Annotated in this window: 29 protein-coding genes; 16 read left to right on the top strand and 13 right to left on the bottom strand. The window is 57.7% G+C overall.

Annotation, left to right across the window (positions count from 1 at the left end):
- Positions 1-221 precede the first annotated feature (221 nt).
- The 9 genes from B9Z42_RS13605 to B9Z42_RS13565 all read right to left on the bottom strand — a co-directional run bounded on the left by B9Z42_RS13605 (position 222) and on the right by B9Z42_RS13565 (position 9,220).
- The gene (locus tag B9Z42_RS13605; protein ID WP_143474097.1) at positions 222-1,376 is read right to left on the bottom strand and encodes a hypothetical protein; all 1,155 of its coding nucleotides are present in this window, start codon (positions 1,374-1,376) and stop codon (positions 222-224) included.
- 58 nt (positions 1,377-1,434) lie between these two features.
- Positions 1,435-2,310: a protease HtpX gene (gene htpX, locus B9Z42_RS13600; protein WP_100133951.1), complete on the bottom strand. Its 876-nt coding sequence runs from the start codon at positions 2,308-2,310 to the stop codon at positions 1,435-1,437.
- Between the two features lie 128 nt (positions 2,311-2,438).
- Positions 2,439-3,362 (bottom strand): DUF3025 domain-containing protein, encoded by a 924-nt coding sequence (locus B9Z42_RS13595; RefSeq protein ID WP_369806879.1) that lies wholly within the window; start codon positions 3,360-3,362, stop codon positions 2,439-2,441.
- Positions 3,347-4,378, bottom strand: coding sequence for a dihydroorotase (gene pyrC / locus B9Z42_RS13590; protein WP_100134043.1), 1,032 nt, complete (start codon positions 4,376-4,378; stop codon positions 3,347-3,349). The genes B9Z42_RS13595 and pyrC overlap by 16 nt, the downstream gene beginning before the upstream one ends.
- A 420-nt stretch (positions 4,379-4,798) precedes the next feature.
- A complete protein-coding gene (locus B9Z42_RS13585) occupies positions 4,799-5,536 on the bottom strand; it encodes an amino acid ABC transporter ATP-binding protein (RefSeq protein ID WP_100133950.1) in 738 nt (245 codons plus the stop codon).
- Positions 5,537-5,563: 27 nt separating this feature from the next.
- On the bottom strand, positions 5,564-6,232 hold the full coding sequence (locus tag B9Z42_RS13580) for an amino acid ABC transporter permease (RefSeq protein ID WP_100133949.1): 669 nt from the start codon (positions 6,230-6,232) through the stop codon (positions 5,564-5,566).
- A 2-nt stretch (positions 6,233-6,234) separates the two neighbouring features.
- Entirely contained in the window at positions 6,235-6,969 is a 735-nt protein-coding gene (locus B9Z42_RS13575; RefSeq protein ID WP_100133948.1) for an amino acid ABC transporter permease, read from the bottom strand.
- Positions 6,970-6,988: 19 nt separating this feature from the next.
- Positions 6,989-7,888, bottom strand: a complete 900-nt coding sequence (locus B9Z42_RS13570) for an amino acid ABC transporter substrate-binding protein (protein WP_100133947.1) — start codon at positions 7,886-7,888, stop codon at positions 6,989-6,991.
- A 162-nt stretch (positions 7,889-8,050) separates the two neighbouring features.
- Complete coding sequence (locus B9Z42_RS13565) at positions 8,051-9,220, bottom strand: porin (RefSeq protein ID WP_100133946.1); 1,170 nt, start codon at positions 9,218-9,220, stop codon at positions 8,051-8,053.
- Positions 9,221-9,600: 380 nt separating this feature from the next.
- On the opposite strand from B9Z42_RS13565, the gene B9Z42_RS13560 reads away from it, so the two are divergent.
- The 3 genes from B9Z42_RS13560 (at position 9,601) to coq7 (ending at position 10,891) form a co-directional block, all read left to right on the top strand.
- Complete coding sequence (locus tag B9Z42_RS13560; protein ID WP_100133945.1) at positions 9,601-9,804, top strand: type II toxin-antitoxin system VapB family antitoxin; 204 nt, start codon at positions 9,601-9,603, stop codon at positions 9,802-9,804.
- On the top strand, positions 9,801-10,181 hold the full coding sequence (locus B9Z42_RS13555) for a type II toxin-antitoxin system VapC family toxin (protein WP_100133944.1): 381 nt from the start codon (positions 9,801-9,803) through the stop codon (positions 10,179-10,181). The genes B9Z42_RS13560 and B9Z42_RS13555 overlap by 4 nt, the downstream gene beginning before the upstream one ends.
- A gap of 71 nt (positions 10,182-10,252) precedes the next feature.
- A complete protein-coding gene (gene coq7 / locus B9Z42_RS13550) occupies positions 10,253-10,891 on the top strand; it encodes a 2-polyprenyl-3-methyl-6-methoxy-1,4-benzoquinone monooxygenase (protein ID WP_100133943.1) in 639 nt (212 codons plus the stop codon).
- Between the two features lie 21 nt (positions 10,892-10,912).
- Here the strand turns inward: coq7 and B9Z42_RS13545 are convergent, their stop codons facing one another.
- The 3 genes from B9Z42_RS13545 to B9Z42_RS13535 all read right to left on the bottom strand — a co-directional run bounded on the left by B9Z42_RS13545 (position 10,913) and on the right by B9Z42_RS13535 (position 12,150).
- A complete protein-coding gene (locus B9Z42_RS13545; protein ID WP_100133942.1) occupies positions 10,913-11,362 on the bottom strand; it encodes an OsmC family protein in 450 nt (149 codons plus the stop codon).
- A gap of 145 nt (positions 11,363-11,507) precedes the next feature.
- Positions 11,508-11,831, bottom strand: coding sequence for a helix-turn-helix domain-containing protein (locus B9Z42_RS13540; protein WP_100133941.1), 324 nt, complete (start codon positions 11,829-11,831; stop codon positions 11,508-11,510).
- Entirely contained in the window at positions 11,824-12,150 is a 327-nt protein-coding gene (locus B9Z42_RS13535; protein ID WP_100133940.1) for a type II toxin-antitoxin system RelE/ParE family toxin, read from the bottom strand. Before B9Z42_RS13535 ends, B9Z42_RS13540 begins: the two co-directional genes overlap by 8 nt.
- A gap of 117 nt (positions 12,151-12,267) precedes the next feature.
- Between B9Z42_RS13535 and ilvA the strand changes: the two genes are divergently transcribed.
- Genes ilvA through B9Z42_RS13520 form a run of 3 tightly spaced genes read left to right on the top strand, consistent with a single transcriptional unit; the run spans position 12,268 to position 14,560 of the window.
- Positions 12,268-13,857, top strand: a complete 1,590-nt coding sequence (ilvA, locus tag B9Z42_RS13530; RefSeq protein ID WP_100133939.1) for a threonine ammonia-lyase, biosynthetic — start codon at positions 12,268-12,270, stop codon at positions 13,855-13,857.
- A 32-nt stretch (positions 13,858-13,889) separates the two neighbouring features.
- Positions 13,890-14,192 (top strand): type II toxin-antitoxin system HigB family toxin, encoded by a 303-nt coding sequence (locus B9Z42_RS13525; protein WP_100133938.1) that lies wholly within the window; start codon positions 13,890-13,892, stop codon positions 14,190-14,192.
- Positions 14,193-14,203: 11 nt separating this feature from the next.
- Entirely contained in the window at positions 14,204-14,560 is a 357-nt protein-coding gene (locus B9Z42_RS13520; protein ID WP_100133937.1) for a type II toxin-antitoxin system HigA family antitoxin, read from the top strand.
- Between the two features lie 8 nt (positions 14,561-14,568).
- On the opposite strand, the gene B9Z42_RS13515 is transcribed toward B9Z42_RS13520, so the two are convergent.
- A complete protein-coding gene (locus B9Z42_RS13515) occupies positions 14,569-15,054 on the bottom strand; it encodes a general secretion pathway protein C (protein ID WP_100133936.1) in 486 nt (161 codons plus the stop codon).
- 46 nt (positions 15,055-15,100) lie between these two features.
- On the opposite strand from B9Z42_RS13515, the gene gspG reads away from it, so the two are divergent.
- The 10 genes from gspG to B9Z42_RS13465 are packed head-to-tail and all read left to right on the top strand — an operon-like array spanning position 15,101 to position 24,269.
- Positions 15,101-15,562, top strand: coding sequence for a type II secretion system major pseudopilin GspG (gene gspG / locus B9Z42_RS13510; RefSeq protein WP_100134042.1), 462 nt, complete (start codon positions 15,101-15,103; stop codon positions 15,560-15,562).
- Between the two features lie 20 nt (positions 15,563-15,582).
- The gene (locus tag B9Z42_RS13505; protein ID WP_100133935.1) at positions 15,583-16,086 is read left to right on the top strand and encodes a prepilin-type N-terminal cleavage/methylation domain-containing protein; all 504 of its coding nucleotides are present in this window, start codon (positions 15,583-15,585) and stop codon (positions 16,084-16,086) included.
- Positions 16,083-16,442, top strand: coding sequence for a type II secretion system minor pseudopilin GspI (gene gspI / locus B9Z42_RS13500; RefSeq protein WP_100133934.1), 360 nt, complete (start codon positions 16,083-16,085; stop codon positions 16,440-16,442). The genes B9Z42_RS13505 and gspI overlap by 4 nt, the downstream gene beginning before the upstream one ends.
- The gene (locus B9Z42_RS13495) at positions 16,442-17,206 is read left to right on the top strand and encodes a type II secretion system protein J (RefSeq protein WP_100133933.1); all 765 of its coding nucleotides are present in this window, start codon (positions 16,442-16,444) and stop codon (positions 17,204-17,206) included. The genes gspI and B9Z42_RS13495 overlap by 1 nt, the downstream gene beginning before the upstream one ends.
- Complete coding sequence (gene gspK / locus B9Z42_RS13490; RefSeq protein ID WP_100133932.1) at positions 17,203-18,177, top strand: type II secretion system minor pseudopilin GspK; 975 nt, start codon at positions 17,203-17,205, stop codon at positions 18,175-18,177. The genes B9Z42_RS13495 and gspK overlap by 4 nt, the downstream gene beginning before the upstream one ends.
- Positions 18,178-18,185: 8 nt before the next feature.
- Positions 18,186-19,412 carry a type II secretion system protein GspL gene (gene gspL, locus B9Z42_RS13485; RefSeq protein ID WP_158235966.1) on the top strand — a complete coding sequence of 409 codons (1,227 nt, stop codon included), beginning with the start codon at positions 18,186-18,188 and terminating at the stop codon, positions 19,410-19,412.
- The gene (gene gspM / locus B9Z42_RS13480; protein ID WP_100133930.1) at positions 19,409-19,936 is read left to right on the top strand and encodes a type II secretion system protein GspM; all 528 of its coding nucleotides are present in this window, start codon (positions 19,409-19,411) and stop codon (positions 19,934-19,936) included. The genes gspL and gspM overlap by 4 nt, the downstream gene beginning before the upstream one ends.
- Complete coding sequence (gene gspN, locus B9Z42_RS13475; RefSeq protein ID WP_100133929.1) at positions 19,933-20,748, top strand: type II secretion system protein N; 816 nt, start codon at positions 19,933-19,935, stop codon at positions 20,746-20,748. The genes gspM and gspN overlap by 4 nt, the downstream gene beginning before the upstream one ends.
- A 5-nt stretch (positions 20,749-20,753) precedes the next feature.
- Positions 20,754-22,877 carry a type II secretion system secretin GspD gene (gspD, locus tag B9Z42_RS13470; protein WP_100133928.1) on the top strand — a complete coding sequence of 708 codons (2,124 nt, stop codon included), beginning with the start codon at positions 20,754-20,756 and terminating at the stop codon, positions 22,875-22,877.
- Positions 22,878-22,880: 3 nt separating this feature from the next.
- A complete protein-coding gene (locus B9Z42_RS13465) occupies positions 22,881-24,269 on the top strand; it encodes a GspE/PulE family protein (protein WP_100133927.1) in 1,389 nt (462 codons plus the stop codon).
- Positions 24,270-24,276 lie beyond the last annotated feature (7 nt).

Here is a 24,276-nt window from a genome sequence, read left to right as displayed (position 1 = left end):
CTCGCGTATCCATCAAGAGCCGACCAGATCGATTCACAAAGCACTGCTCTACCTCTTGGCGTGTCACTGCGTGTTTGATCGACAGTTTACGCAGAATGCCTTGACTGATTATTAAGTGATTCACTGCAAACAACCTCCATAAGCCAGAAGGTATTTTTTTTGCATATCGTATATACAAATATTGATCTGAGCTTAAAAAGACACCAAGGTGCAGGTTGTTTTTAGCGGTACAACAACCTATCCAAATCCGTCAGCTCAGCCCGTGCCTCTTTGGCCAGCTGCGCTTGTTCTTTGAGCCAGCGTTTCAGCTCGGCTTCGCTTTGAATGCGGCGCAAGTCACGTTCTAGTGTGTCCACCTCGTGCTCTTTGTCGCGCAGCTGAATAGCCAGCGCGCGCGCCAAGCTCTCGGCGCTGATGTGGTCAAGATCGTTCACACCGAGGTAGTGGCGAATTTCAAACTGGGCTTGTGCTTCGTCTTCTTCCAGCGCTTCCACTTGCTCTTTGAGCAGCAGGCACATGGCGTTGAGCTTGTCGTCAGCGATGCGGCTCAAGGCTGCGCTGTCGATTTGGGCCAGCTGCAATTGCAGCTTCAGCAGTTCGGATAAGTTCTTGCGGTCATAAGCGGCGTTGACTTCGCTCATCAACGCGGTTTTGCGCAAACGCTCGGTCTCATCGGGTTCGCGGTCGGGGTGCAAGGCACTGGCCAGCTGGCGATAGACGGTACGCAGCGCAGTGTTGGCATCCATCTTTTGCTGTGCGTCTTTGAGCTGGCGAGCCGCTGGTTTTTTTTTGGCCTTTTTGGCTTGGCGCTTGTCTTCCAAGCGTTGTTGCTGTTCGCGGTATTGGCGCAGGCCAGCTTCGAACACCGCCTCTGCCGTGTGCAAATCGTCCGCGCCATGCAAGGGCTTGCCGAACAAATCTTCGAACACAGCTTTGGCGTGCTCGGCGCCTGCACGGGCTTCTTCGGCCAAGGCTTGCGCGTCTTCTTCGCTGTGGTGTTGGTTGAACACGGCTTGCACTTGGCCGTCGTTTTTGTGCGCCAACGCTTCACATAGGCCAAGGATGATTTGCGTGGCGCTGCGGCGGTGTTTGGGGTTCAGATCGGCTTGGTGCAGACAGCCATCCAAATACAGCAACAGGTTTTTACGAGCCGCGTCTTCTTGGCTCTTCAACGCACTCATCGCGGTCAAGTGACTGCTGCGGTGCTGCGTGGACAAGGCCTCTAGCGTGGCGATGGAATCAGACAAGGCCGACACCCGCGCCAGCAAGGTGTTGAAACGCTTTTGCGCAGCCGTGAGTTCAGCGGCAGGCTGAATGGCAACGGTCGCCACTGCTTTCACAGGGGCGACCGTCCAGGGAGAGGATGAATGGCTCAAAGAAAAAACTTCATCTTAAGCAGGCCCTTGTGTGCGTTGTCACGCGTTGGAAAGGCGCTTAGCCTCTGGCGTTTTGCAAAGACGCAATGCGCTCTTCCAACGGTGGGTGCGAGGCAAACCACTGGCCCAAGCTACCGGTGATGCCCATGGCCGCCACGCTGGTGGGCAACGCGCCCGCTTGCATGCTGTTCAAGCGCGCCAAGGCGTTGATCATGGGTTGCTTGTTGCCCATCAGTTGTGCGGCACCCTCGTCGGCACGAAACTCGCGCTGGCGGCTGAACCACGCCACGATCATGCTGGCCACCAAGCCAAACACGATGTCGAGCACGAAGCTGGTGATGTAGTAACCCATGCCAGGGCCGGTGGATTCATCGTCTTTGCTGCGCAGCATGTTGTCCACAAAGTAGCCCACCACGCGACTCAAGAACACCACAAAGGTGTTGAGCACGCCTTGAATCAGCGTGAGCGTGACCATGTCGCCGTTGGCGACGTGGGCAATTTCGTGGCCCAACACGGCTTCAATTTCTTCTTTGGTCATGCCTTGCAGCAAACCTGTGGACACGGCCACCAAGGCGGAGTTTTTGAATGCGCCAGTGGCAAAAGCGTTGGGCTCTCCGTCGTAAATCGCCACTTCAGGCATGGTGATGCCTGCGCGTTCCGACAAGCGCTGCACCACGCTGACCAACCAAGCTTCGTCTTGGTTGGCGGGCTGGTTGATGACGCGCGCGCCCGTGCTCCACTTGGCCATGGGCTTGCTCATCAAGAGTGAAATGAAAGCGCCGCCAAAACCCATGATGAGCGAAAAGCCCAGCAAGGCCGACAGATTTAAACCGTTGGAGGTGAGAAAGCGGTTGACGCCAAGCAAACTGGCGACGACCCCCAGCACCACCATGACGGCGAGGTTGGTGAGGACGAACAGAAGAATGCGTTTCATGGTTTCCTTTTCAGCGGTGAATACAAAGGACCGCGGGTTTGAATGGTAGGGGCGATTGCTGGCAATTCAATACAGTGCATTTAAAAAGCCACACAAAAGTTAGGCAAAGCTATGCCCAGTTTGACGGCTTATGTCGCTGGCTCGTGGGGTGTCTTGCCCACGATTTCACGCTTGGGGCGAAACACCTTGGCATCTTCGTAATAAGCCCGATCTGCGTTGGCAGCACACCAACCGGGCACGCCCAAGACGGGCAGTGGCTCATACGGTTTGGTGGCGAGTTTGGCAGGTTGCAGGTCTCGTGCTAGCCAAGCATCGAGTGCTGCTTCGTCGTGCGGGTTGATCTCATTCGACACACGGTACACATGCGCCGTGATGGACTTGTAGGGCATGACGAGTTTTTCAAGCAAAGCGTGGCCAAACAACACCAGGTGTACCTCCTGCCATTGCTCTCGCAAATCGACCAATAGCCTGAGCCAATCGCGTGCTTGTAACGCCGCCCATACCGCGTCAGGCGCATGCATGAGCACCACGTTTTCATCGAACAGCGTGAGCGCGTCGCGCACGGGGCCGCGGGTGGCGCGAACGCCTTGGGCTTCAAGCTCTGCGGCTTGCAGTTGGTTCAGGCGGCGTTTGGCCAGCGGAAAGCGTTGCCAGCAGAGACCGTTGAAGAAGTCGTGCAGGCCGTCGCGGGTGGGCACTTGGGCGGTTTTGAAGATGAAGTCTTCGTAGGCTTGGTTGTCTGGCAAAGCGGATTGGGGGACGAACTTCACGTCGTTGGCCTCGCGCTTGGCTACGACGGTTTTTGCGTTTGCGTTTGCGTTTGCGTTCAGCGCTTCGGCAACACTTTGTTGTTGCAGTGCTTGGCATGCCGTGGGCTCGCCAAGTTCGCGCCACGGCGTGAACCACGGCTGCGACCAATCGATGCTGGCTAACACAGCACCGCCCAACACACCGGGTTTTGCGGTGTCAGCCGCTGCATCACTGCAACGGACCGTGTTGGTTGTGCGCGTTGCGGCTGAAGTGTTGGCAGTTTTGTTTAAACCACGCGCCAAGGCAATGTCTCGCCAGAGCGCAAGGGCTTCAACTCTGCTTCACCAAACGCAAAGCTCTCGGGCGGCATCCAGCTTTCTTTGCGCAGGGTGAGCGTGCCGGTGTTGCGTGGCAAGCCGTAAAAGTCTGCACCATGGAAGCTGGCAAAGCCTTCGAGTTGGTCGAGCGCACCGGCGTTATCAAACGCTTCGGCATACATGGGCATGGCGGCGTGGGCGGTGTAGCAACCCGCGCAGCCAGTGGCATGTTCTTTGAGCTGTGCAGGATGTGGCGCGCTGTCGGTGCCCAAGAAGAATTTAGGCGAGCCACTGGTGGCAGCCTTCACCAAAGCTTGGCGATGTGTTTCACGCTTCAACACGGGCAAGCAGTAGAAATGCGGGCGAATGCCACCGGTGAAGATGGCGTTGCGGTTGTACAGCAAGTGGTGCGCGGTGATGGTGGCACCCGTGTACATGTCGCTTTCGGCCACGTATTGGGCAGCGTCGGCCGTGGTGATGTGCTCGAACACAATTTTGAGTTCGGGGAAGTCTTTGCGCAGCGGAATCAGCTGGGTGTCGATGAACACGGCTTCACGGTCAAACAAGTCGATGTCGCTGCTGGTCACTTCGCCATGCACCAACAACAACATGCCCGCCTTTTGCATGGCTTCGAGTGTTTTGTAGGTCTTGCGCAGGTCAGTCACGCCGGCATCGCTGTTGGTGGTGGCGCCGGCTGGGTAGAGCTTGGCAGCGACCACGCCTGCATCTTTAGCGCGGGCGATTTCGTCAGCGGGCAAGTTGTCGGTGAGGTAGAGCGTCATCAAAGGCTCGAAGCTCATGCCTTGCGGGACAGCTGCCAAGATGCGTTGTTTGTACGCAAGCGCTTGTGCCGCCGTGGTGACGGGGGGCTTGAGGTTAGGCATGATGATGGCGCGGCCAAATTCGGCGGCGGTGTGAGGCACCACGGTGTTGAGTGCAGCGCCATCGCGCACGTGCAGGTGCCAGTCGTCGGGTTTTGTGATGGTGATTTGTTGCGTCATGGTGGTGATTGTCTTCTGTTTTTTTTGCTGGGCCCGCTGTGGGCAGAGGCCTTGGGCCGGTTCCTCATGAGGGGTACCTAAAATCGTCACCGGCCCAAGACATCTACCCACAGACTGCGGCTGGCAGAAGTTCGGTTGGACTGTTGGTGCGCCTGCGCAGCTTCGTCAAAGACTGCTTTTGCACACATACGCGTACATCAGCGCTAACCAAGAAAACATGCTCGCCTGAAATATTTCAAACTCAAGCAGTTGCGCGGCTTGGGTGCGGCGGCTGACGATTTGATGTACCCATTATGAGGAAGCCGCCGTACCCAAGCTGCGCAACCCTCTACGGCGAGAAATCTTCACGAAAGAAGATAAACAACAAAGGCACCCAATCAAGAGAGACGCCAATTAATTAGGATCTGACCCCAATTAAGTTCAGTGCGCCAAGATCTTGTTCAAGAACTCTTTGGTGCGAGGCTGGCGATTTTCAGGGTGGTTGAAGAACTCGTCTTTCGAGCAGTCTTCCAAAATCTTGCCGCCCACATCCATGAAGATCACACGGCTGCCCACTTTGCGGGCAAAGCCCATTTCGTGGGTTACACACATCATGGTCATGCCTTCGTTGGCCAAGTCCACCATCACATCCAACACCTCGCCCACCATCTCGGGGTCGAGGGCAGAGGTGGGCTCGTCAAAGAGCATCACGATGGGGTCCATGCTCAAGGCACGGGCAATCGCCACGCGTTGTTGCTGACCGCCTGAGAGTTGGCCTGGGAACTTGTCTTTGTGAGCCATCAGGCCTACGCGCTCCAAGTACTTCAAACCGTGTGCATGCGCCTCTTCCTCGCTGCGGCCCAACACCTTTTGCTGGGCAATGGTCAGGTTTTGGGTCACCGACAAGTGCGGGAATAACTCAAAGCTTTGAAACACCATGCCCACGCGGCTGCGCAGCTTGGGCAAGTCAGTGTCTTTGCCGTGCACGGACACGCCTTCTACAAAGATTTCACCTTCTTGGAAAGGCTCCAAGGCGTTGATGGTTTTGATGAGGGTGGATTTGCCCGAGCCCGAGGGACCACAGACCACCACCACTTCGCCCTTTTGGATGACGGTGGAGCAGTTGTTCAGCACCTGAATAGGGCCGTACCACTTGGACACATTTTTCAATTCAATCACAGCAAACTCCAGCGAACGTCAAAGCGCTCATCGAATGATGGCAATGCGTGCTTGCAAGCGACGCACGAGGGCCGAGAGGCCAAAACAAATCACAAAATACGCCAAGGCGGCCATGATGTAGACCTCTTCCACGCGGCCATAAATCTTGCCCGCCGTCACAAAGCCTTTCAGCATGTCGTACGCGCCAATGGCGTAAACCAGCGAGGTGTCTTGGAACAAGATGATGGTTTGCGTCAGCAACACAGGAATCATGTTGCGAAACGCTTGCGGCAACACAATGAGGCGCATGTTTTGGCCATAGCTCATACCCAAAGCCTGCCCCGCCATGACCTGGCCACGCGGGATGGACTGGATGCCCGCCCGCATGATTTCGCTGAAGTACGCGGCTTCAAACGCCACAAAAGTAATGGTGGCGGACAGCTCAGCGCCAATCGAGCGGCCAATCAAAAACGGAATCAGCAAGAAGAACCACAAAATCACCATCACCAAGGGGATGGAGCGCATGCCGTTCACATAAATGACGGCCGGCGTGGACAACACTTTGTTGCCCGACAAGCGCATGAGCGCCAAGATGGTGCCAAACACAATGCCGCCGATGGTGGCCACGATGGTCAGCTCAATGCTGAACAACATGCCCTTGAGCACAAACTTGCTGAAGATGTCCCAGTCGACAAACGAAAAATCGAGTGCACTCATGCTCAGTGCCCCCCGCCCACATTGCCCGCCACCACCATGCCGGGAATTTGCAAGCGACGTTCAACAAACGCCATGACACGGTTCACCGCGAAGGCTGACAGGGTGTACAGCGCCGTCACGGCCAAGTACACCTCAATGCCGCGCGAAGTTTCTTCTTGCACTTGCATGGCGTACATGGTGAGTTCGGCAATCGACACCGCAAAAGCCACCGATGAGTTTTTGAGCAAGTTCATCGACTCGCTGGTGAGTGGCGGCCAAATGGTACGAAACGCAATGGGCAGCAGCACGTAACGGTAGGTTTGCCACGTGGTAAAGCCCATGGCCATGGCCGCATAACGCTGGCCGCGTGGCATGGCTTGAATACCCGCACGCAGCATTTCTGCAATGCGTGAAGACGTGAAAAACCCCAGTCCCAACACCACCAACAAAAACCCCGGCACCTGTTGCATGGCCGGAAAGACCTTGGGTAATACAAAGTACCAGAGAAAAATTTGAACCAACACGGGGATGTTGCGAAACAGCTCCACCCATGCTGTGGCGAATCGGGCTAAGCCGACATTCAAACGCGTGTCTTGGGGCAAGGTGCGCAAGACGCCCATCAGGCATCCTGACGCAATAGCCACCACCCAAGCACAGCCCGCTACAGACAGCGTCCAGCCCCAGGCTTCAAACAGCCACTCGAGGTAGGTTCTTCCTCCGCCATCGTCTTCTAGAAAAACCTGCCATTCGAGTGCCATGTCTGTTCGCTTTTAGAAATTACTTCTTGGCGTAGGCTTCGACAGGCTTGTCGTTCAAGTTCGCCCAAGCACCCTTGGTGGCGTCGCTGGCAGTCAAACCCAACTTGGTGTTCTTGGGTGGGATGGCTTGCACAAACCACTTGTCGTACAGCTTGGCGAGCTCGCCCGATTTGGCCAAAGCAGCAATGGTGTCGTCTGCCAATTTCTTGAACGCAGGGTCGTCCTTGCGGAACATGATGGCGATGGGCTCGACGTTCAGCACTTCACCCACGATTTTGAAATCGCCTGGGGCTTTGGAGTTGGCGATGTTGCCAGCCAAGATTTGGCCGTCCATCACAAACGCATCAGCGCGGCCAGACTCGAGCAGCAGGAAGCTGTCTGCGTGGTCTTTGCCGAACACTTCTTTGAAGTCAACGCCTGTGGCGCGCTCGTTCTTGCGCAACAGTTGCACAGAGGTGGTACCGGTGGTGGTGGCCACGTTCTTGCCGTTGAGCTGAGCGATGTTGGTGATGCCCGAGTTGGCGCGCACCGCAATGCGCACTTCTTCCACGAAGGTGGTGAACGCGAAAGCCACTTGCTTTTGACGCGCTTCGTTGTTGGTGGTGGAGCCGCACTCGATGTCCACGGTGCCGTTCTCTGTCAGAGGAATGCGGTTTTGTGAGGTGACGGAGGTGTATTTGACGTCCAGCTTCTTGCCAGCCGCTTTTTCCAAGTTGTCGATGATGCGTTGGCAGATCTCAACGTGGTAGCCCACATACTTGCCGTCACCCAAGGTGTAAGACAACGCGCCCGACGAGTCGCGCACACCCATGGTGACGCTGCCAGAGGCTTTGACTTTGGCGATGGTGTCATTGGCTTGCGCGAAGGCGGTGCTGGCCAGCAACGAGGCAATGACCAAGGCGAACAAATGCTTTTTCATGTGAGGCTCCAGTTGAAAATGAATAAATGTGTGTGCTGCATTCTAGAGAACACCAGCAAAGGGAAATCCCTGAATCTGAGGCCTAAAACAAAACCCCACCACGCTTGCGCGTGATGGGGTTTTAGACTTTTTAAATCCTTAACTGGCTAAGCCAGTTGGGAATTAGAACGCGACGCGCAGGCCCAAGGCTGTACGTGCAAACTTAGTGTCTGTACCTTTAATAGCGCCAGGAGTCACAGCAGCGTTCATTGCACCTGCTTTGTCGTTGATCGACTCAGCGCGGAAATAAACAGCGGTTGTCTTGCTCAAGTTGTAGTCAGCACCGTAGCCAGTCAAGTTGGACTTGACACCAGCAGCGTTCTTCAACGAACCAGTTTGGCCCATCAAAACGATGTTACCCATGGTGTAAGTGGCAGACACTGTGGTTGCTTTGTTGTCTGTGCTGCTGGTGTTGGTCTTGTTGGTTTGGTTCAACAAGAAGAACTTGGCAGCGCCCATGGTGTAGTTAGCACCCAAAGTATTGACAGTTGACTCTGTTGTACCGGCAGCAGCCAAGCTACCGTTGACGCCAGATACGCCAACGAAGTCTTGCTTCAAGCTGCTGTAAGAAGCTGCGATTGGGCCGTTTGCGTAGTTCACGCCGATTTCTTGCGTACCAACTTGGTCGTAAGCACCAATAGAAGAGCTGAAAGCGTTAGGTTGAGTGATCAAACCTGTTGTGGATGTACCAGCAGCAGCAACAGTTGTAGCTTTTGTTTGCTTGTTTGACTTGTAGAAAGAAGCGTTGATGCCACTGAATGTGGGAGTCACGAGCTTGACTGCATTTTCAGCGCGAACTGAAGAAGTAGCTTGTGCATCGTTGATGTAGAACGTGCGGAAGCCTGAACCGATGGCTGTACCGAAAGGCTGGCCAGTCAAGAAGGTGCCCAATGTGTTGTAGTTCACAGCGCCCAAGTGGATTTGACCCATGGAAGCTGATTCCAAACCAACGCGGATTTCGCCGTTGCCGAAAGTACCGCCAGCACCGTTGATGCTGTTAGCTGAGCTGGTTGAGTTCACGCCAGTAGATGTACCGGTGTTTGCGAAGTTAGAAACCATGTTCCAGTCGGTTTCGACGCGGAAAGTAGATTTCAAGCCACCGCCGAGGTCAGAAGTACCGCGCACGTTCAATTGTGAAGTGCTAGAACCGTTACCAGCGATGCCGTTAACTGTGTTGCCTTTGTAATTGACAGATTGGTAGCCAGCGTCAACAACGCCGTCCAACTGAACAGAAGATTGAGCTTGTGCGCCGAAAGCGGCGAGTGCTGCGATAGCAACGAGGGTTTTTTTCATTTCAAGGTTCTCCAAGGTTTGAACAGGGGCTCCAGACTATCCAGAGCCAACCTCCGTTTTCGGGAAGTTGGCGCTATTGAACCAGACAGCTCCGCAACATTCCATAACAAAAACCAAAAATAGGGCTTTGATGTTGCTTTGCTGCAACAAAGCGTGCTGCTTTGCATGGCAAACCCTAGGAAATTAGCAGCTTCGTGCATTTGTGGTTGCGGGGTTTCAAAACGGCGCAGCTTCATATCGCGACTTAGACGTGACATACGAAACTAAACACGACTGCTAACCCCCACCAGCAACTCCATCAGATTCGTCACTTGCGCAAGCCTTGATTTTCCATCTGGAATGATGAAAAATAACATCATTTTTGATGCCGAGGAGTTGCAATGCGTACAACCGTAACAATTGACGACGCTCTTTATGAAAAGGCTTTGGAGGTTGCTGATCCAACGATGGACAAAGCCGATCTGTTTCGTGAAGCGGTCAAGAGCTTCGTACGGGTGCAAGCCGCAAAACGGCTCGCCTCGCTGGGGACAAGCGCACCTGAGATGCGTGACATTCCACGCCGTCGGGAAGGCTCCCAACCATGAAGTGCGTGCTTGTCGACACCTCGGTTTGGGTCGACCATTTCCGCCAGAAAAACGATGCATTGGTCGGTCTGCTTGAGCTCGACTTGGTCATGGCGCATCCCCTGGTCATCGGAGAAATAGCGTGCGGAACACCGCCAAATCGGACGCAAACACTGTCTGATCTTCAGTGTTTACAACAGACCCAGCAGGCAAGTATTCGTGAGGTTGTGGATTTCATCGAAAACGAACGCCTGTTTGGTCTGGGCTGCGGTCTTGTCGACCTGCTGCTGCTTGCATCAACCTTGATGTCACCCAGTGTCGAGCTATGGACGCTGGACAAGCGACTGTCGGTGTTGGCCGAGCGATTTAACGTGTTGCACCACCCTACCTTGCACTAACGCCACCGCGTGATTGCTCACAGCCGAACCTGATATCCTGAAAAATATTTTTAACCTTGGCTGCATAAAAAATGGACGCCTTACTCATCGCCGCCGACAGCGCTTTGCGCACGCTCTTTGCCCAACATCACGCGAACCGCGCAAACCCCAGCCATGCGGCAGCGCCTTCAACCGGGCCCTTGGCCGCTCAAATGACCGATGCTGAAAAGCGCGAAGCTGCCGCACTGATGCGGGTCAACCATGTGGGCGAGGTGTGCGCCCAAGCTTTGTACACAGCGCAAGCCTTGGCCACACGCGATGCCCGCCTGCGCCAGCACTTGACCGAGGCTTGTAATGAGGAAACCGACCATCTGGCATGGACCGAACAGCGCTTGAAAGAGCTGGGCGGGCGCACCAGCTTGCTGAACCCGCTTTGGTATGTGGGCGCATTTGGCATTGGGTACGCGGCAGCCAAGCTAGGCGGTAACCGCATGAGCCTCGGGTTTGTGGTGGAAACCGAGCGACAGGTCGAAGCACATTTGCAAAGCCATATGCACCGATTGCCCGAGAAAGACACCGCCTCACGCGCCATCGTGGCGACCATGAAAGCCGACGAAGCGCGTCACGCACAAGAAGCGCTGGCAGCAGGCGCCGCTGAGCTGCCCGCGCCCGTCAAAGGCTTGATGAAGTTGGCCTCGAAGGTGATGACGGGCGTGGCACATCGGGTTTAAAGCGCTACTTGCGCCGCCGTTTTACGCTTCAACAACCTCAAAACTGGTCGTAATTTCCGCCGTTTTGCCCAACATGATGCTGGCAGAACAGTATTTGTCATGGCTCATAGCGATGGCACGCTCCACAGCCAAGGCGGGAATGGCTTTGCCGGTCACGGTGAAATGCATGTTGATCTGGGTGAACACTTTGGGGTCAACGTCAGCGCGCTCGCTGCTGATCTTCACGCTGCAGCCGCGCACATCGTGGCGACCGCGCTTCAAAATCAGCACCACGTCGTAAGCGGTGCAGCCACCTGTGCCAGCCAACAACATCTCCATCGGGCGCGGTGCCAAGTTTTGGCCGCCGTTTTCGGGTTTGGCCGCATCGGGCGCGCCATCCATCGCCACAACGTGACCGCTGCCGGTTTCTGCCACAAAGCCCATGCCTGAGCGGGTGCCTGAGTTGCCGGTCCAGCTGACGGTGCATTCCATATTGTTCTCCTAAAAATTGATGGCCAATTGTCTGACAATTGTTGCACTGCAACAGAAAATGTATACACTAGAGGCTTGTCTCCTCCACCCTCAAAAGTGGATTCAGCCCCGAGTTGCAAAACTCGGGGTTTTTTTCGCCTCAGTGTCACACCATGCTGATGACTAAGCGCTTACCGCAAGCCTGCGCATAACGTCGCAAAGTACTCAGCGAGGGTGCGTGGTTGCGGCTGCCCAAACTAGACTCAATACGTGCCAACACAGGCTGACTAACGCCCATGCGCTGTGCGACATCAGCCTGAGTCAAGCCGGCTTCTTTTCTGGCTTTGAGCAGTTCTGCGAGTGCGGCAAATTCATCTTCAAGTGCGTCATAGGCCTTTTGAAACGCTGGGTCAGTTGCCCGCTTTTGCGCTGCTGTTTGCTTTGGGTTAAAGCCAACAGGCTTAAATTTTTCGTGAATAACATCAGTCATTTAAAACCTCTTTCATTCGTTGTTTTGCCAGTCGAAGATCTTTGATCGGTGTTGCTTGGGTCTTTTTGACAAAGCCATGCAAGATGACGACACGCCGCCCCTTCATGCAGCAAAAAAAGGCACGACCAATGCCTTCAACACCTCTTGCTCGGATTTCAAACAAACCGTCACCCATAGCTTTGGTGTAAGGCATGCCCAAATTCGGGCCGCTCAGCACCATTTGCTCAGTAATACGCACAAAACTGGCAAAGATACCGCTCGGCCATTTCGTGATCGAAACCTCAACCGAAACGGCAAAGAATTGAATTTCGTAATCCATATTTTATAGCACGTATGCAATAATGAAAGTGAGGGCACTACTTTGAAACAAAGCACAAGCGAACAAGCTTGCCAAACTCAGAGATTGAGTACCCAAGGCTTAAGAGACAATCCCTTCATGTCTACCCGCACCCCCAAGCCCCGCGCCTTGCAACCCGCCGATTACCTGAAAAAGATCTTGACCGCCCGTGTGTACGACGTGGCCGTTGAATCTGGGTTAGAAGTTGCCAAAAACCTCAGCCAACGCTTGAACAACACGGTACTTCTCAAGCGCGAAGACCAGCAACCCGTGCACAGTTTCAAGCTGCGCGGCGCCTACAACAAGATGGCGCACCTCACGCCCGCGCAGTTGAAAAAAGGCGTGATTTGCGCCTCAGCTGGCAACCACGCCCAAGGCGTGGCGTTGGGCGCGAAACGCCTAGGCACCAAAGCCATCATCGTTATGCCCACCACCACGCCCAGCGTGAAGATCGAAGCCGTCAAGGCTTTGGGTGGCGACGTGGTGTTATCGGGCGACAGTTACTCAGACGCCTACACCCACGCGCTGACGCTAGAAAAGAAAAACGGCATGACCTTTGTCCATCCGTTTGATGACCCCGATGTGATTGCCGGCCAAGGCACGATTGCCATGGAAATGCTGCGCCAGCTGCAAGGCCTGAACATTCACAAGTTAGACGCTGTGTTTGTCGCCATTGGCGGTGGCGGCCTGATTGCCGGCGTGGCCAACTACATCAAGGCGGTGCGCCCCGACATCCAAGTGATTGGCGTGCAAATGGACGACTCGTCGGCCATGATGCAGTCAGTGGCCAAAGGCAAACGCGTCACGCTCAACGATGTGGGCTTGTTTTCTGATGGCACCGCCGTCAAGCTGGTGGGCGAAGAAACTTACCGTGTGGCCAAAAACTTGGTCGACAGCTACATCACGGTCGACACCGATGCCGTGTGCGCCGCCATCAAAGACGTGTTTGTGGACACCCGCAGCATCGTGGAGCCCGCAGGCGCCTTGGCCGTGGCTGCCATCAAGCAATACGTGGCCGAGCACAAAACCAAAGGCGAAACCTATGCCGCCATTTTGTGTGGCGCGAACATGAACTTCGACCGCTTGCGTTTTGTGGCAGAACGCGCCGAGGTGGGCGAAGAGCGAGAAGCCTTGTTTGCGGTGACCATCCCCGAGCAGCCCGGCAGCCTGCGCCGATTTTGCGAGTTGATTGGCAAGCTACCCAGCTTTGGCGGCAGCAAATCGCCCCGCAACGTGACCGAGTTCAATTACCGCATGAGCGACCAAGCCAAGGCTCATGTGTTTGTGGGTTTGACCACGGGCATCAAAGGTGAGAGCACCAAGATTGCGGGTCACTTCTCCAAAAACGGCTTTGAAGCCATTGACCTCACGCACGATGAACTGGCCAAAGAGCACTTGCGCCACATGGTGGGCGGGCACTCATCACTGGCCCACGAAGAACGCATCTTGCGTTTTGAGTTCCCAGAGCGTCCCGGCGCGTTGATGAAGTTCTTGTTGGCCATGCGCCCGGGCTGGAACATCAGCCTGTTCCATTACCGCAACCAAGGCGCAGACTACGGCCGCATTTTGATGGGCTTGCAGGTGCCTAAGTCCGACAACAAGGCATTTGCGAAGTTCTTGGAAGACTTGGGTTATCCGTTTGTCGAAGAAACGTTGAATCCTGCCTATCGCTTGTTTTTGCAGCGTTAGGAATAGTCCCGATTTGGGACTATGATTCACACATGTGTGTCATTGCTGTCAAAACTTTGCGAGACTTCAGCGTCAAACATCCACAAGCGAAGCAAGCCTTGTTAGCTTGGCATGATGAGGCGTACAAAGCCAGTTGGCAAACGCCCGCTGACATCAAGCGACATTTCGCCAGCGCCAGTTTTGTTGGCAACAACCGTGTGGTGTTCAATATCAAAGGCAATGACTTTCGGTTGATCGTGGCGATTGCTTACAAGCTGAGCATCATCTACATCAAGTTCGTTGGCACACATGCGCAATACGACACGGTGGATGCGACGACCGTGGACATGAACTGAAGGAGCTCAAAATGGACATCAAGCCAATTCGCAACGAAAACGACTACAAAGCCGCCCTCAAAGAGGTCAGCCTACTGATGGAGAGCGACCCTGATTTAGCGTCGCCTGAAGGCGACCGCCTTGATGTATTGGTAACGCTCGTTCAAGCATTCGAAGCGCGTCACTACGCCATCGACTTGCCAGACCCCATTGAAGCCATCAAATTTCGAATGGAGCAGCAAGACCTCAAACCAAAAGATCTTGAACCCATGATTGGACGAAGCAATCGTGTTTACGAAATCTTGAACCGCAAACGCCCATTGACCATGAACATGGTCCGCAAATTACACCTGGGTTTGGGGATTTCAGCCGAATGCCTGATTGGCTAATTGGCTGATTACTTTTTAGCCGGCAAATCCAGCATCAACAAACTCGGGCCTTGCGACCCTGCACCTAGGCTGACACGCTTGGCTTCTGTGCCTTGCAGCACCAGCCCATCGGCCACCGTGGCGCCCACGCGAAAGGGTTTGGCGGGTTTGCCGTCCACCGCGATCAAGGCAGCACCTGCGTTAGGGCCGCCATCTAAAACGCCGATCAACTGAAATCGACTCGCCACAGTGGGCGCTGCCGCCGCTTGCACAGGCATGGCGCCCAAGCTGCGCGCTGCAGCCGTGGTGTCCACATCCGCCAAAGCCTGCGGCGCTGCCATGGCTGCGCCTGACGCCTGCCCACCCGCTGTCCAGCGCAAGCTCCAGCTCACCGCGCTGAACGCCACACCGGCCCAGACCGCCGCGGTCAACGCCTTGAGCAGCCAAGTATTGGACACACCTCGCGCAAAGGACAACGAGGACACAGCGGCGAAGGAAGGGCGTTGGCGAGGCATGCGCGGATTATGATTCATGCTTGACACAGAACTTGTGAGCCTCTTGATGACTACCCTCCCCAACACCGCCCACCCCGTAACCCTTCAACGCCCACGCCAAAAACAACGCGGCTTCACGCTGATTGAGTTGATGGTGGTGCTAGCCATCATTGGCGTGCTCGCCGCACTGGTGGTGCCCAACGTGCTCAACCGCGCCGACGATGCGCGCGTGACCGCCGCCAAAACCGATGTGGGCAACCTGATGCAAGCCCTCAAGCTCTACCGTTTGGACAACCAACGCTACCCCGCGCCCGAGCAAGGTTTGCAAGCCTTGGTGGTGCAGCCCACCACCGGCCCAGCGCCGCTGAACTGGAAGCCTTACATCGACAAGCTGCCCAATGACCCTTGGGGCCGTCCTTACCAGTACATGAACCCTGGTGTGAAGGGCGAGATCGACGTGCTGTCACTGGGTGCCGATGGCCAACCCGGCGGCGAAGGCAAAAACGCCGACATCGGCAGCTGGCAATAAAACACACGGTCAACCCCGTCATGCAACGCCAACGCGGCCTGACCCTGTTGGAGCTGTTGGTGGTGCTGGCCATCATTGGCTTTGCCATGGCGGGCGTGAGTTTGGCGATGCGCGACAGCAGCCAAACCCAACTCGAACGCGAGGCGCAGCGACTGACCGCCCAGCTTGAAGCGGCCCGCGCCCAATCGCGCACCAGTGGCGTGGCGCTGATTTGGCGCACCACAGCGGACGGCTACGACATCACCAGCGCCGTAGCGGGCAGCGGGTTGGCTACCCGCCGAGAAGCTTGGCTCAGCCCCAGCACGCAAGCGCACGTCAACTCCATCGCCTCGAACCCTAATGCCACAGCCACAAATTGGGTGGTGCTGGGGCCAGAACCCATCATCGCTCCGGCCAGCATCACGCTGACGGTGACGGCTGAACCTGGCAACACGGTCAACGCAAACAGGGCGCCACAGCAGCAGCAATCACAACAATTACGAATAGCCACCGACGGGCTGCGCCCCTTTCAGGTGATGCCATGAAACAAAGCCAACAAGGTTTCACCTTGATTGAAGTTTTGGTCGCCCTCGCCATCGTCGCACTGGCCTTGATGACGGGCACCAAAGTCAGCGGTGCGCTGACCCACAACGCACAGCGCCAAACCGATGTGTTGCTGGGGCAAATTTGCGCTGACAACGCCATTCAGCAACTCCGTTTGGCCCAACAAATGCCAGGCGTGGGCGACTCGCGCGTGCCCTGCGTACAAGCCGAACGCAACTTCGACGTAGCGCTGACCGTGCGCACCACGCCCAACCCCGCGTTTCGCCGGGTAGACGCCCAAGTGTTCAGCAACAACTCGCCCATCCTTCGGGTCACCACCGTGTTGGGGCGCTACTGATGGCACGCCACAACCCGCAACGCGGCTTCACGCTGATCGAGCTGCTGATCGCCATCACCTTGATGGCCATCATGGCGGGCATGAGTTGGCGCGGCTTGGACGGGCTCATGCGCACCCGCAACGCCACCCAAACCCATGTCGATCAAATTGCGGTGGTGCAAACCGTGCTCGCCCAATGGCATGCCGACCTCGACGCCATGCAGCCCGTGCCGACCTTGAATGACGCGGGCGTCAGTTGGGATGGCCAAACCCTGCGCCTGACTCGCCGCGCCAGCACGTGGCGTGCCGACGGCAGCGATGCGGGCCTGTGGGTCGTGGCTTGGACACGTCGTGACACACCGCAAGCAGGCAACAACCAAGGCGTCTGGGTGCGTTGGCAGTCCCCCGCCTTGCAAAGCCGCGCCAGCCTGCTGCAGGCATGGACCCAAGCCGAACGCTGGGGCAAAAACCCCAGCAGCGAAGACCAAGCGTTTGAGACCACCTTGCTGCCGCTGAACTTATGGCAAATCAGCTACTTCAGGGGCAACGCCTGGAGCAACCCGCTGTCCAGCGGTGATGTGGCCAGTGGCAGCATTTCCACCGGCGGCAGCGTACCCACAAGCGGTGGCGCACCTCCCAACGGCGGCGTCCTGCCCAACAGCAACGCCACGCCGGCCACCCCCGACGCCATTCGCCTGCTTTTGGAACTTCCCGCCCAAACCGGCCTGCGCGGACGCCTCACCCTCGACTGGGTGCGCCCCAATTTCAGCAACACCAAAACATGAAGCGCACAACCCAACGTTCGCAGCGCGGTGCAGCCTTGCTGGCCGCCATGCTCACCGTCGCGTTGGTGGCCACTTTGGCGGCGGGCGCGATGTGGCAACAGTGGCGATCCATCGAGGTAGAAAGTGCAGAACGCCAACGCTCGCAAGCGCACTGGCTGCTGACGGGCGCGCTCGATTGGGCCCGCGTCATCCTGCGCGAAGACGCCCGTGCAGATAACCCCAACAACCCCACCGACAGCTTGACCGAGCCTTGGGCCGTGCCCCTGCAAGAGGCGCGTTTGTCCAGCTTTTTAGCCGCCATGCCCGATGGCAGCGTCACCACCGGCAACAGCAGCGAAGACGACAACCTCGCGCAAAACGTGTTTTTGTCGGGCCAAATCACAGACTTGCAAGGCCGCCTCAACGTCACCAATTTGATGAAGGGCGACCAGCCCGACCCCGCCGCCCTCGCTGCGTTGACGCGTTTGTTTGACGCCTTGGGTGTGCCGCCACTCCAGCTCAACCTCTTGGTGCAAGGCTTACAAGCCGCGCAGCGCAAGTCATCCAACAGCGGCGACGCCAGCACGCCGCTGATGCCCCAACGCGTTACACAGCTGACATGGTTAGGCCTCTCGCCCGCCTCACTGAAAACCTTGGCCCCTCACCTCACGCTGTTGCCCACTGCCACTCCTGTCAATGTGAACACCGCCACCCAGCAAGTGCTGTACGCCAGCGTGCCAGGCTTGAGCATGAGCGACGCGCAGCGCTTGGTCCAACAACGCGAACGCACGCCGTGGTCCACACTGGAGGACTTTGTCAAAGCGGTGGGCCGACCGGTTGAACTGCAAAACAGCCACAGCGTGAACACCCAGTTTTTTGAAGTGTTGGGCCGCCTGCGCATGTCGCAAACCACCCTGCAAGAGCGCTCCTTGGTCAAGCGTGAAACCAGTAACCAAACCGTCATATGGCGTGAGTTTGGCTCTCTACAATGACCGTTCTCATGCTGATCATTGCCCTGCCTCACACCTCTGCCCACGCCGCCACCGGTTATGCCCATGTGCATTCCGACGGTCACAGCGTGACGCGCAGCGCCACAGGCGCAGCCGCCACGTTATCAGCCCATGCCGGCGAGGTGGTGGCCGTGGTGCCCCACAGCCGCATGTCGTGGCTCAGCGTGCAACTGCCCCCCGCCAGCCACGGCCCCCGTTTGATGAGCGTGCTGCACGGTTTGTTGGAAGACCGTTTGCTAGACGACCCGCAACAGCTACACCTTGTACTGCCCCCCAACAGCCAAGCCTTGGCCCGAACAGGTGGCACCACCTGGGTAGCTGCGTGTGACAAAACCTGGCTGCGCGAAGCCCTCGCCCCGCTGCATGCCGCTGGCTTGACCGTGCAACGCTTGGTGCCCGAATTACAGCCCACCGACACACCGACGCTGCACGTCGTGGGTGAACCTGACCAATCGGTCAGCGTATTGACTCAGCTTGAAGGCGTCAGCGTGATGCCGACCAACGCCGCGTCTTGGCGCGCTTTTCAGGCCCTGAATAACGGCAACACGGACGCCCAGAACGACACCGCTTTGCAAATTTATGCCGAACCCGCCATGGTGGCGCGTGTGCAAAGCCTGTTGCAGCGCCAACCCGTGCTGCAAAGTGCGGCGCAACGTTGGGTCGCAGCCAGCCAATCCGCCTGGGATTTGGCGCAGGGCGAATGGGCCCAAGGCCGCAGCCAACGCCTGCAACGTGGCCTGCAAAGTGCGTGGCAAACCTTGGCGCATGCTCCCGCTTGGCGTGCGGTACGTGTTGGCATTGCCGCCTTGGTGCTGCTGCAAATCGTGGGCTTGAATGCTTTGGCGTGGCGCGAAAAATCAGCCCTCGATCAACAGCAACAGGCGCTGCAACGCATTTTGAAAACCAGCTTTCCCGCTGTGAGTTTGGTGATCGACGCCCCTTTGCAAATGCAACGCGAAGTGGATGCCTTGCAACAGAAGTCAGGCCATGTCAGCCGCACCGATTTAGAGCCGTTGTTGGCCGCCCTCGCTGGCGTGCTGCCTGCGGGTCAAGTGCCCACGCAACTGCACTTCGTCAACGCCGCGCTGCGCGTACACAGCCTATCGCTAGACGACAAAGCCACCCAAAGTGCTCAAGCTAACCTCAAAACCCAAGGCCTTAGCTGGCGTCAAGAAGCCAACAACATTTGGGTGTTGCAAGCGGAGGCTCGCCCATGAGCACGCTCAACCGCTTCAAAGCCACGTTAGCCACGCGCTGGCAAGCCCTGTCCACCCGCGAGCAACGCGGCTTAACTTGGCTGGGCCTGCTACTCTCCGCCGCGCTGATCTGGACCGTGGCCATCGCGCCCGCGCTAGACACGTTGCGCGACAGCCACACTCGCCGCGCCCACATCAGCACACAGCAAGCCCACATGCTGGCCTTGCAAGCGCAGGCGCAAGCGCTGCAACAACGCACACCGCTGTCACGCGACGAAGCGCTGCGCACCTTGCAAAGCCTCAGCACTAACCCCAGCCTGCAACTGACGGTGCAAGGCGAGCGCGTGTCGGTGCAGCTAAAGGCCGTGCCCGCCTCCACCTTGGGCACTTGGCTGGCCCAAGTGCGTAGCCAAGCGCAAGTGCTGCCCATTGAAGCGCACTTGACGCGCGGCAGTGGCAGCGGCAATGAAGCCGACAAAAACGTCGCGATCTGGAACGGCAGCTTGGTCCTGCGCCTGCCCGACAACACCGCGAGGGCGCAGTGAGCACCCGCCGCTGGGCATGGACGGGCGCATTCATTGGCGCAGTGCTGGCTTTGGTCAGCCAAGCGCCCGCCTATTGGTTGGCACAGCTCGTCGCCCAAGTCAGCGGCGAACGCGTGATCCTGCAAAACGCCCAAGGCACCGTGTGGCAAGGCTCGGCACAGGCCGTGCTCAGCGCCGGCCCCCAAGCCAACGCCTCCAACACCGCCCTGCCCACCCGCTTGCTGTGGCAACTGGGGCCGCACCTTGACGGGTCAGCGGCCCAATTGGGGCTGCGCCTCAGCCTGTCGTCTGAATGCTGCACCACGCAGCCCCTGTCCGTGGATGTCACGCCCCAATGGCGCGGGGTGCGCGTCCAAGTGAATGACCAACGCTCGACCTGGCCCGCATCTTGGTTGACCGGTTTGGGCGCGCCTTGGAACACCATGCAACCCGAAGGCGCGCTGCAACTCAGCACCCAGCAATTAGCCTGGCAACACATCGCTGGCCAAACGCAGTTGCAAGGCCAAGCCCAGTTGCACCTGCAGCAAATCTCCACCCGCCTGTCCACCCTCAAGCCCTTGGGCAGCTACCGCGTGGTGCTGCAGGGCACAGGCGATGTGACAACGGGCGCTGAAGCGAGTGACACAATGCGCCTCACCCTCGACACCGTGGAAGGCAGCTTGCAGCTGCAAGGCACGGGCCAATGGCGCAACGGACATTTGCAATTCAATGGCGAAGCATCGAGCGAACCCGATGCCGAGGCCGCACTCTCTAATTTGTTGAACATCCTCGGCCAACGCCGAGGTGCCAAGTCGATCTTGAAACTGGGTTAACGCATATGCCAAAGCAACACACATTTTTCAAACCCACCGCGCTGACGCTGGCCTTGGGCCTCTGTCTGGGCCTGCTTCCTGCGCTCAGCGGCTTGTCGCTCACAAACGCCGCACCGCCGGTCAAAAAAGCCAATGCGGCAGAGCCCATCACCCTGAACTTTGTGAACGCCGACATCGAAGCCGTCGCTCGCACCTTGGCCACGCTGTCCAACCGCAACTTGGTGGTAGACCCTCGCGTGAAAGGCACGATCAACCTCAGCACCGAGCTGCCCGTCTCGCCCAACGAAGCGTGGAGCCAGTTCTTGGCGGCCTTGCGCTTGCAAGGTTTTGCCATGGTCGAAACCAAAGGACTTTACAAAATTGTGCCCGAAGCCGATGCGAAGTTGCAAGGCGGCAGCGTGCAACAAATTGACAACGCAGGCTCGGGGACGGCCAACGGCCAAATCGTCACCCACATCTTCAAACTCAACTTTGAGCAAGCCAACAACGTGCTGCCCGTGCTGCGCCCGCTCATCAGCCCCAACAACACCATCAACGTCAACCCTGGCAACAACTCGCTCATCATCACCGACTACGCCGACAACCTGCAGCGCATGGCGCGCATCATTGCGGCGCTCGACGTGTCCAACGCCAGCGACATCGAGGTGATTCAGCTCAAAAACGCCATCGCCATCGACTTGGCGCCCTTGGTGTTGCGCTTGATCGAGTCGGGTGGCGCCACTGCAGTCGCTGCCACACCTGGGCAAACCGGTGCCGAATACAAAACCACCTTGGTGGCCGAGCCGCGCAGCAACACCCTCATCTTGCGTGCCGCCAACCCTGCCCGCGTGGCACTGGTGCGCGCCTTGGTCGAGAAGCTCGATCAACCCGGCAGCAACAACCCGCGCGGCAACATCCATGTGGTGTATTTGAAAAATGCCGATGCCACCAAACTGGCTGCCACCTTGCGTGCAGCGGTCAGCGGTGAAGTACGCGGCAATACCGCAGGCACAGTCAACACGGGCATGTCGCCCACTGCCAACACGCCGCTGGGCGGCGCCACATCGGGCACCACGTTGGGTGCCACCAACACAGTTAGCGGCCCAACCACCGGCGGACAAATTCAAGCCGACACGGCCACCAACTCGCTCATCATCACCGCGCCCGAGCCGCAATACCGCCAGCTGCGCGCCGTGATCGACTTGCTGGACCAACGCCGCGCGCAGGTAATGGTGGAAAGTTTGATTGCCGAGGTCAACGCTGACAAAGCGCTGCAAATGGGCATTCAATGGCAGGGCGCGCTAGGCAGCAGCGGCGTGGCGGGTACCAACTTTGGCTCCACCGGCAACATCGTGGGCTTGTCGCAAGGCGGCACAGCTGCGGCAACAGCAGGCATTGGCGGCGGCTTGAACATTGGCACCATTCGCAACGTCAATGGCACGACCATCCTGAGCAGCTTGGCTAACTTTCTAGAAACCAACGGTGACGCCAACATCCTCTCCACGCCCAATTTGCTAACCCTCGACAACGAAGAAGCCAAAATCGTGGTGGGCCAAAACGTGCCCTTTGTCACTGGCCAATACACCAACGCCACCACCGGTGCGGCGGTCAACCCGTTTCAAACCGTGGAACGCAAAGACGTGGGCTTGACGCTCAAGGTCAGGCCACAAATCAGCGAGACGGGCACCGTCAAGATGACCGTGTTTCAAGAAGTCTCCAGCGTGGACTATTCCAAGGCCGCCAGCATTGGCTTGATCACCAACAAACGCAGCATCGAGTCCAACGTGCTAGTGGACGATGGCGCCATCATCGTGTTGGGTGGTCTGTTGTCCGACGAGTACTCGGGCAATGCCAGCAAAGTGCCAGGCCTGGGTGACATTCCCGGCTTTGGCTGGTTGTTCAAAAGCGAAAGCCGCACGCGCAGCAAGAAAAACCTGATGGTGTTCTTGCGCCCCGTGGTGGTTCGTGACAGCCATGCCTCGGATGTGTTGAGCAACAATCGTTACCAACAAATGATGGGCCTACAGCGCAATGCGGTGCCGTCGTTCAACCCCTTGCTCGACACGGGACCCGCGCCCGTTCTGCCGCCCTTGGCCCCACCGAGCCAACCTGCAGCGACGATGCCCGCCACCACGCCTGCACCCCGCTAAACCATGCGCCGCCCGCTGCCCTACGCCTTTGCCCGCACCCACCAGCTCTTGCTGGAGGACGATGGCCACACACTCACGCTGTGGCACAGCGATGCGCCCGACCTGAGCGCGTGGAGCGAGATCACACGCCGCCACGCCGTGCAGTCGTTTGAATACACCGACAAAGCCACGTTAGCCAAACGCATCAGCGAGGCCTACGCGCAAGCTGACAGCAACGCAGCTGCCGTGGTGAGCGAGGTCGAGAGCGACGCCGACCTGACGCGCATGATGCAAGAACTGCCTGCCGTGGAAGACTTGCTCGAAGCCGCCGACGACGCGCCCATCATCCGCATGCTCAACGCACTGCTGACGCAAGCCGCACGCGATGGTGCGAGCGACATTCACATCGAACCCTACGAGCGCCACAGCAGCGTGCGCTTTCGCGTCGACGGCACGCTGCGCGAAGTGGTGCAACCCAACCGCGCCTTGCATGCGGCGCTGATTTCGCGCCTCAAAATCATGGCCGAGCTGGACATTGCCGAAAAGCGTTTGCCGCAAGACGGGCGCATTTCGTTGCGCCTCGGCCAACGCGCCATTGACGTGCGGGTGTCCACCTTGCCCAGCGCGCATGGCGAACGCGCCGTGCTGCGTTTGCTCGACAAGTCAGAAAGCAAACTCACGCTGCAAGCCGTGGGCATGGAGGGCGACACGCTGCGCCGCTTTGAGGCTTTGGTGCACCAGCCCCACGGCATCATTTTGGTCACCGGTCCCACAGGCTCTGGCAAAACCACCACGCTGTACGCGGCGCTGCAAGGTCTGGACGCCACGCGCAACAACATCATGACGGTGGAAGACCCGATTGAATATGAGTTGGCCGGCGTCGGTCAAACGCAGGTGAACGCCAAGATTGATCTGGACTTTGCCAAGGCCCTGCGCGCCATCCTGCGCCAAGACCCCGACATCATCATGATTGGCGAGATCCGCGACTTTGAGACCGCGCAAATCGCCATTCAAGCCTCACTCACCGGCCACTTGGTGCTGGCCACGCTGCACACCAACGATGCTGCCAGCGCCGTGACCCGTTTGACCGACATGGGCGTGGAGCCCTTCTTGCTCAGCTCATCGCTCTTGGGCGTGTTGGCCCAGCGCCTGTTGCGCAAAACCTGCACGCATTGTCAAGGCCAGGGCTGTGAGATATGCGGCCAAAGCGGCTACCAAGGCCGCACCGGCATTTTTGAATTGCTCACCACCAACGACGACATGCGCGCCCTCATCCACAACCAAGCCAGCGAAGCGCAACTGCGCGAGGCCGCCTTGCAAAACGGCATGGCGCTGATGCGCGACGACGGTGAACGCTTGGTGCGTTTGGGTATTTCCACGCACGAAGAGCTGGTGCGCGTAACCCGCGACTGAACCCCGA

Origin of the sequence: Limnohabitans sp. B9-3, assembly GCF_002778325.1 — a bacterium.
GTDB classification, from domain to species: Bacteria; Pseudomonadota; Gammaproteobacteria; order Burkholderiales; family Burkholderiaceae_C; genus Limnohabitans; species Limnohabitans kasalickyi.
This window is presented reverse-complemented; position numbering and strand designations above follow the sequence as displayed.

Coding starts and splice junctions, on each gene's coding strand:
- B9Z42_RS13570 (WP_100133947.1), bottom strand. CDS start 7,888: ATGAAAAAGCATTTGTTCGCCTTGGTCATTGCCTCGTTGCTGGCCAGC.
- B9Z42_RS13495 (WP_100133933.1), top strand. CDS start 16,442: ATGGCACGCCACAACCCGCAACGCGGCTTCACGCTGATCGAGCTGCTG.
- B9Z42_RS13520 (WP_100133937.1), top strand. CDS start 14,204: ATGGACATCAAGCCAATTCGCAACGAAAACGACTACAAAGCCGCCCTC.
- coq7 (WP_100133943.1), top strand. CDS start 10,253: ATGGACGCCTTACTCATCGCCGCCGACAGCGCTTTGCGCACGCTCTTT.
- B9Z42_RS13560 (WP_100133945.1), top strand. CDS start 9,601: ATGCGTACAACCGTAACAATTGACGACGCTCTTTATGAAAAGGCTTTG.
- gspD (WP_100133928.1), top strand. CDS start 20,754: ATGCCAAAGCAACACACATTTTTCAAACCCACCGCGCTGACGCTGGCC.
- B9Z42_RS13555 (WP_100133944.1), top strand. CDS start 9,801: ATGAAGTGCGTGCTTGTCGACACCTCGGTTTGGGTCGACCATTTCCGC.
- B9Z42_RS13465 (WP_100133927.1), top strand. CDS start 22,881: ATGCGCCGCCCGCTGCCCTACGCCTTTGCCCGCACCCACCAGCTCTTG.
- gspI (WP_100133934.1), top strand. CDS start 16,083: ATGAAACAAAGCCAACAAGGTTTCACCTTGATTGAAGTTTTGGTCGCC.
- gspM (WP_100133930.1), top strand. CDS start 19,409: ATGAGCACGCTCAACCGCTTCAAAGCCACGTTAGCCACGCGCTGGCAA.
- B9Z42_RS13540 (WP_100133941.1), bottom strand. CDS start 11,831: ATGACTGATGTTATTCACGAAAAATTTAAGCCTGTTGGCTTTAACCCA.
- gspG (WP_100134042.1), top strand. CDS start 15,101: ATGACTACCCTCCCCAACACCGCCCACCCCGTAACCCTTCAACGCCCA.
- B9Z42_RS13565 (WP_100133946.1), bottom strand. CDS start 9,220: ATGAAAAAAACCCTCGTTGCTATCGCAGCACTCGCCGCTTTCGGCGCA.
- B9Z42_RS13505 (WP_100133935.1), top strand. CDS start 15,583: ATGCAACGCCAACGCGGCCTGACCCTGTTGGAGCTGTTGGTGGTGCTG.
- B9Z42_RS13575 (WP_100133948.1), bottom strand. CDS start 6,969: ATGGCACTCGAATGGCAGGTTTTTCTAGAAGACGATGGCGGAGGAAGA.
- ilvA (WP_100133939.1), top strand. CDS start 12,268: ATGTCTACCCGCACCCCCAAGCCCCGCGCCTTGCAACCCGCCGATTAC.
- B9Z42_RS13580 (WP_100133949.1), bottom strand. CDS start 6,232: ATGAGTGCACTCGATTTTTCGTTTGTCGACTGGGACATCTTCAGCAAG.
- htpX (WP_100133951.1), bottom strand. CDS start 2,310: ATGAAACGCATTCTTCTGTTCGTCCTCACCAACCTCGCCGTCATGGTG.
- B9Z42_RS13515 (WP_100133936.1), bottom strand. CDS start 15,054: ATGCCTCGCCAACGCCCTTCCTTCGCCGCTGTGTCCTCGTTGTCCTTT.
- gspL (WP_158235966.1), top strand. CDS start 18,186: ATGCTGATCATTGCCCTGCCTCACACCTCTGCCCACGCCGCCACCGGT.
- pyrC (WP_100134043.1), bottom strand. CDS start 4,378: ATGACGCAACAAATCACCATCACAAAACCCGACGACTGGCACCTGCAC.
- B9Z42_RS13545 (WP_100133942.1), bottom strand. CDS start 11,362: ATGGAATGCACCGTCAGCTGGACCGGCAACTCAGGCACCCGCTCAGGC.
- gspK (WP_100133932.1), top strand. CDS start 17,203: ATGAAGCGCACAACCCAACGTTCGCAGCGCGGTGCAGCCTTGCTGGCC.
- B9Z42_RS13535 (WP_100133940.1), bottom strand. CDS start 12,150: ATGGATTACGAAATTCAATTCTTTGCCGTTTCGGTTGAGGTTTCGATC.
- B9Z42_RS13525 (WP_100133938.1), top strand. CDS start 13,890: ATGTGTGTCATTGCTGTCAAAACTTTGCGAGACTTCAGCGTCAAACAT.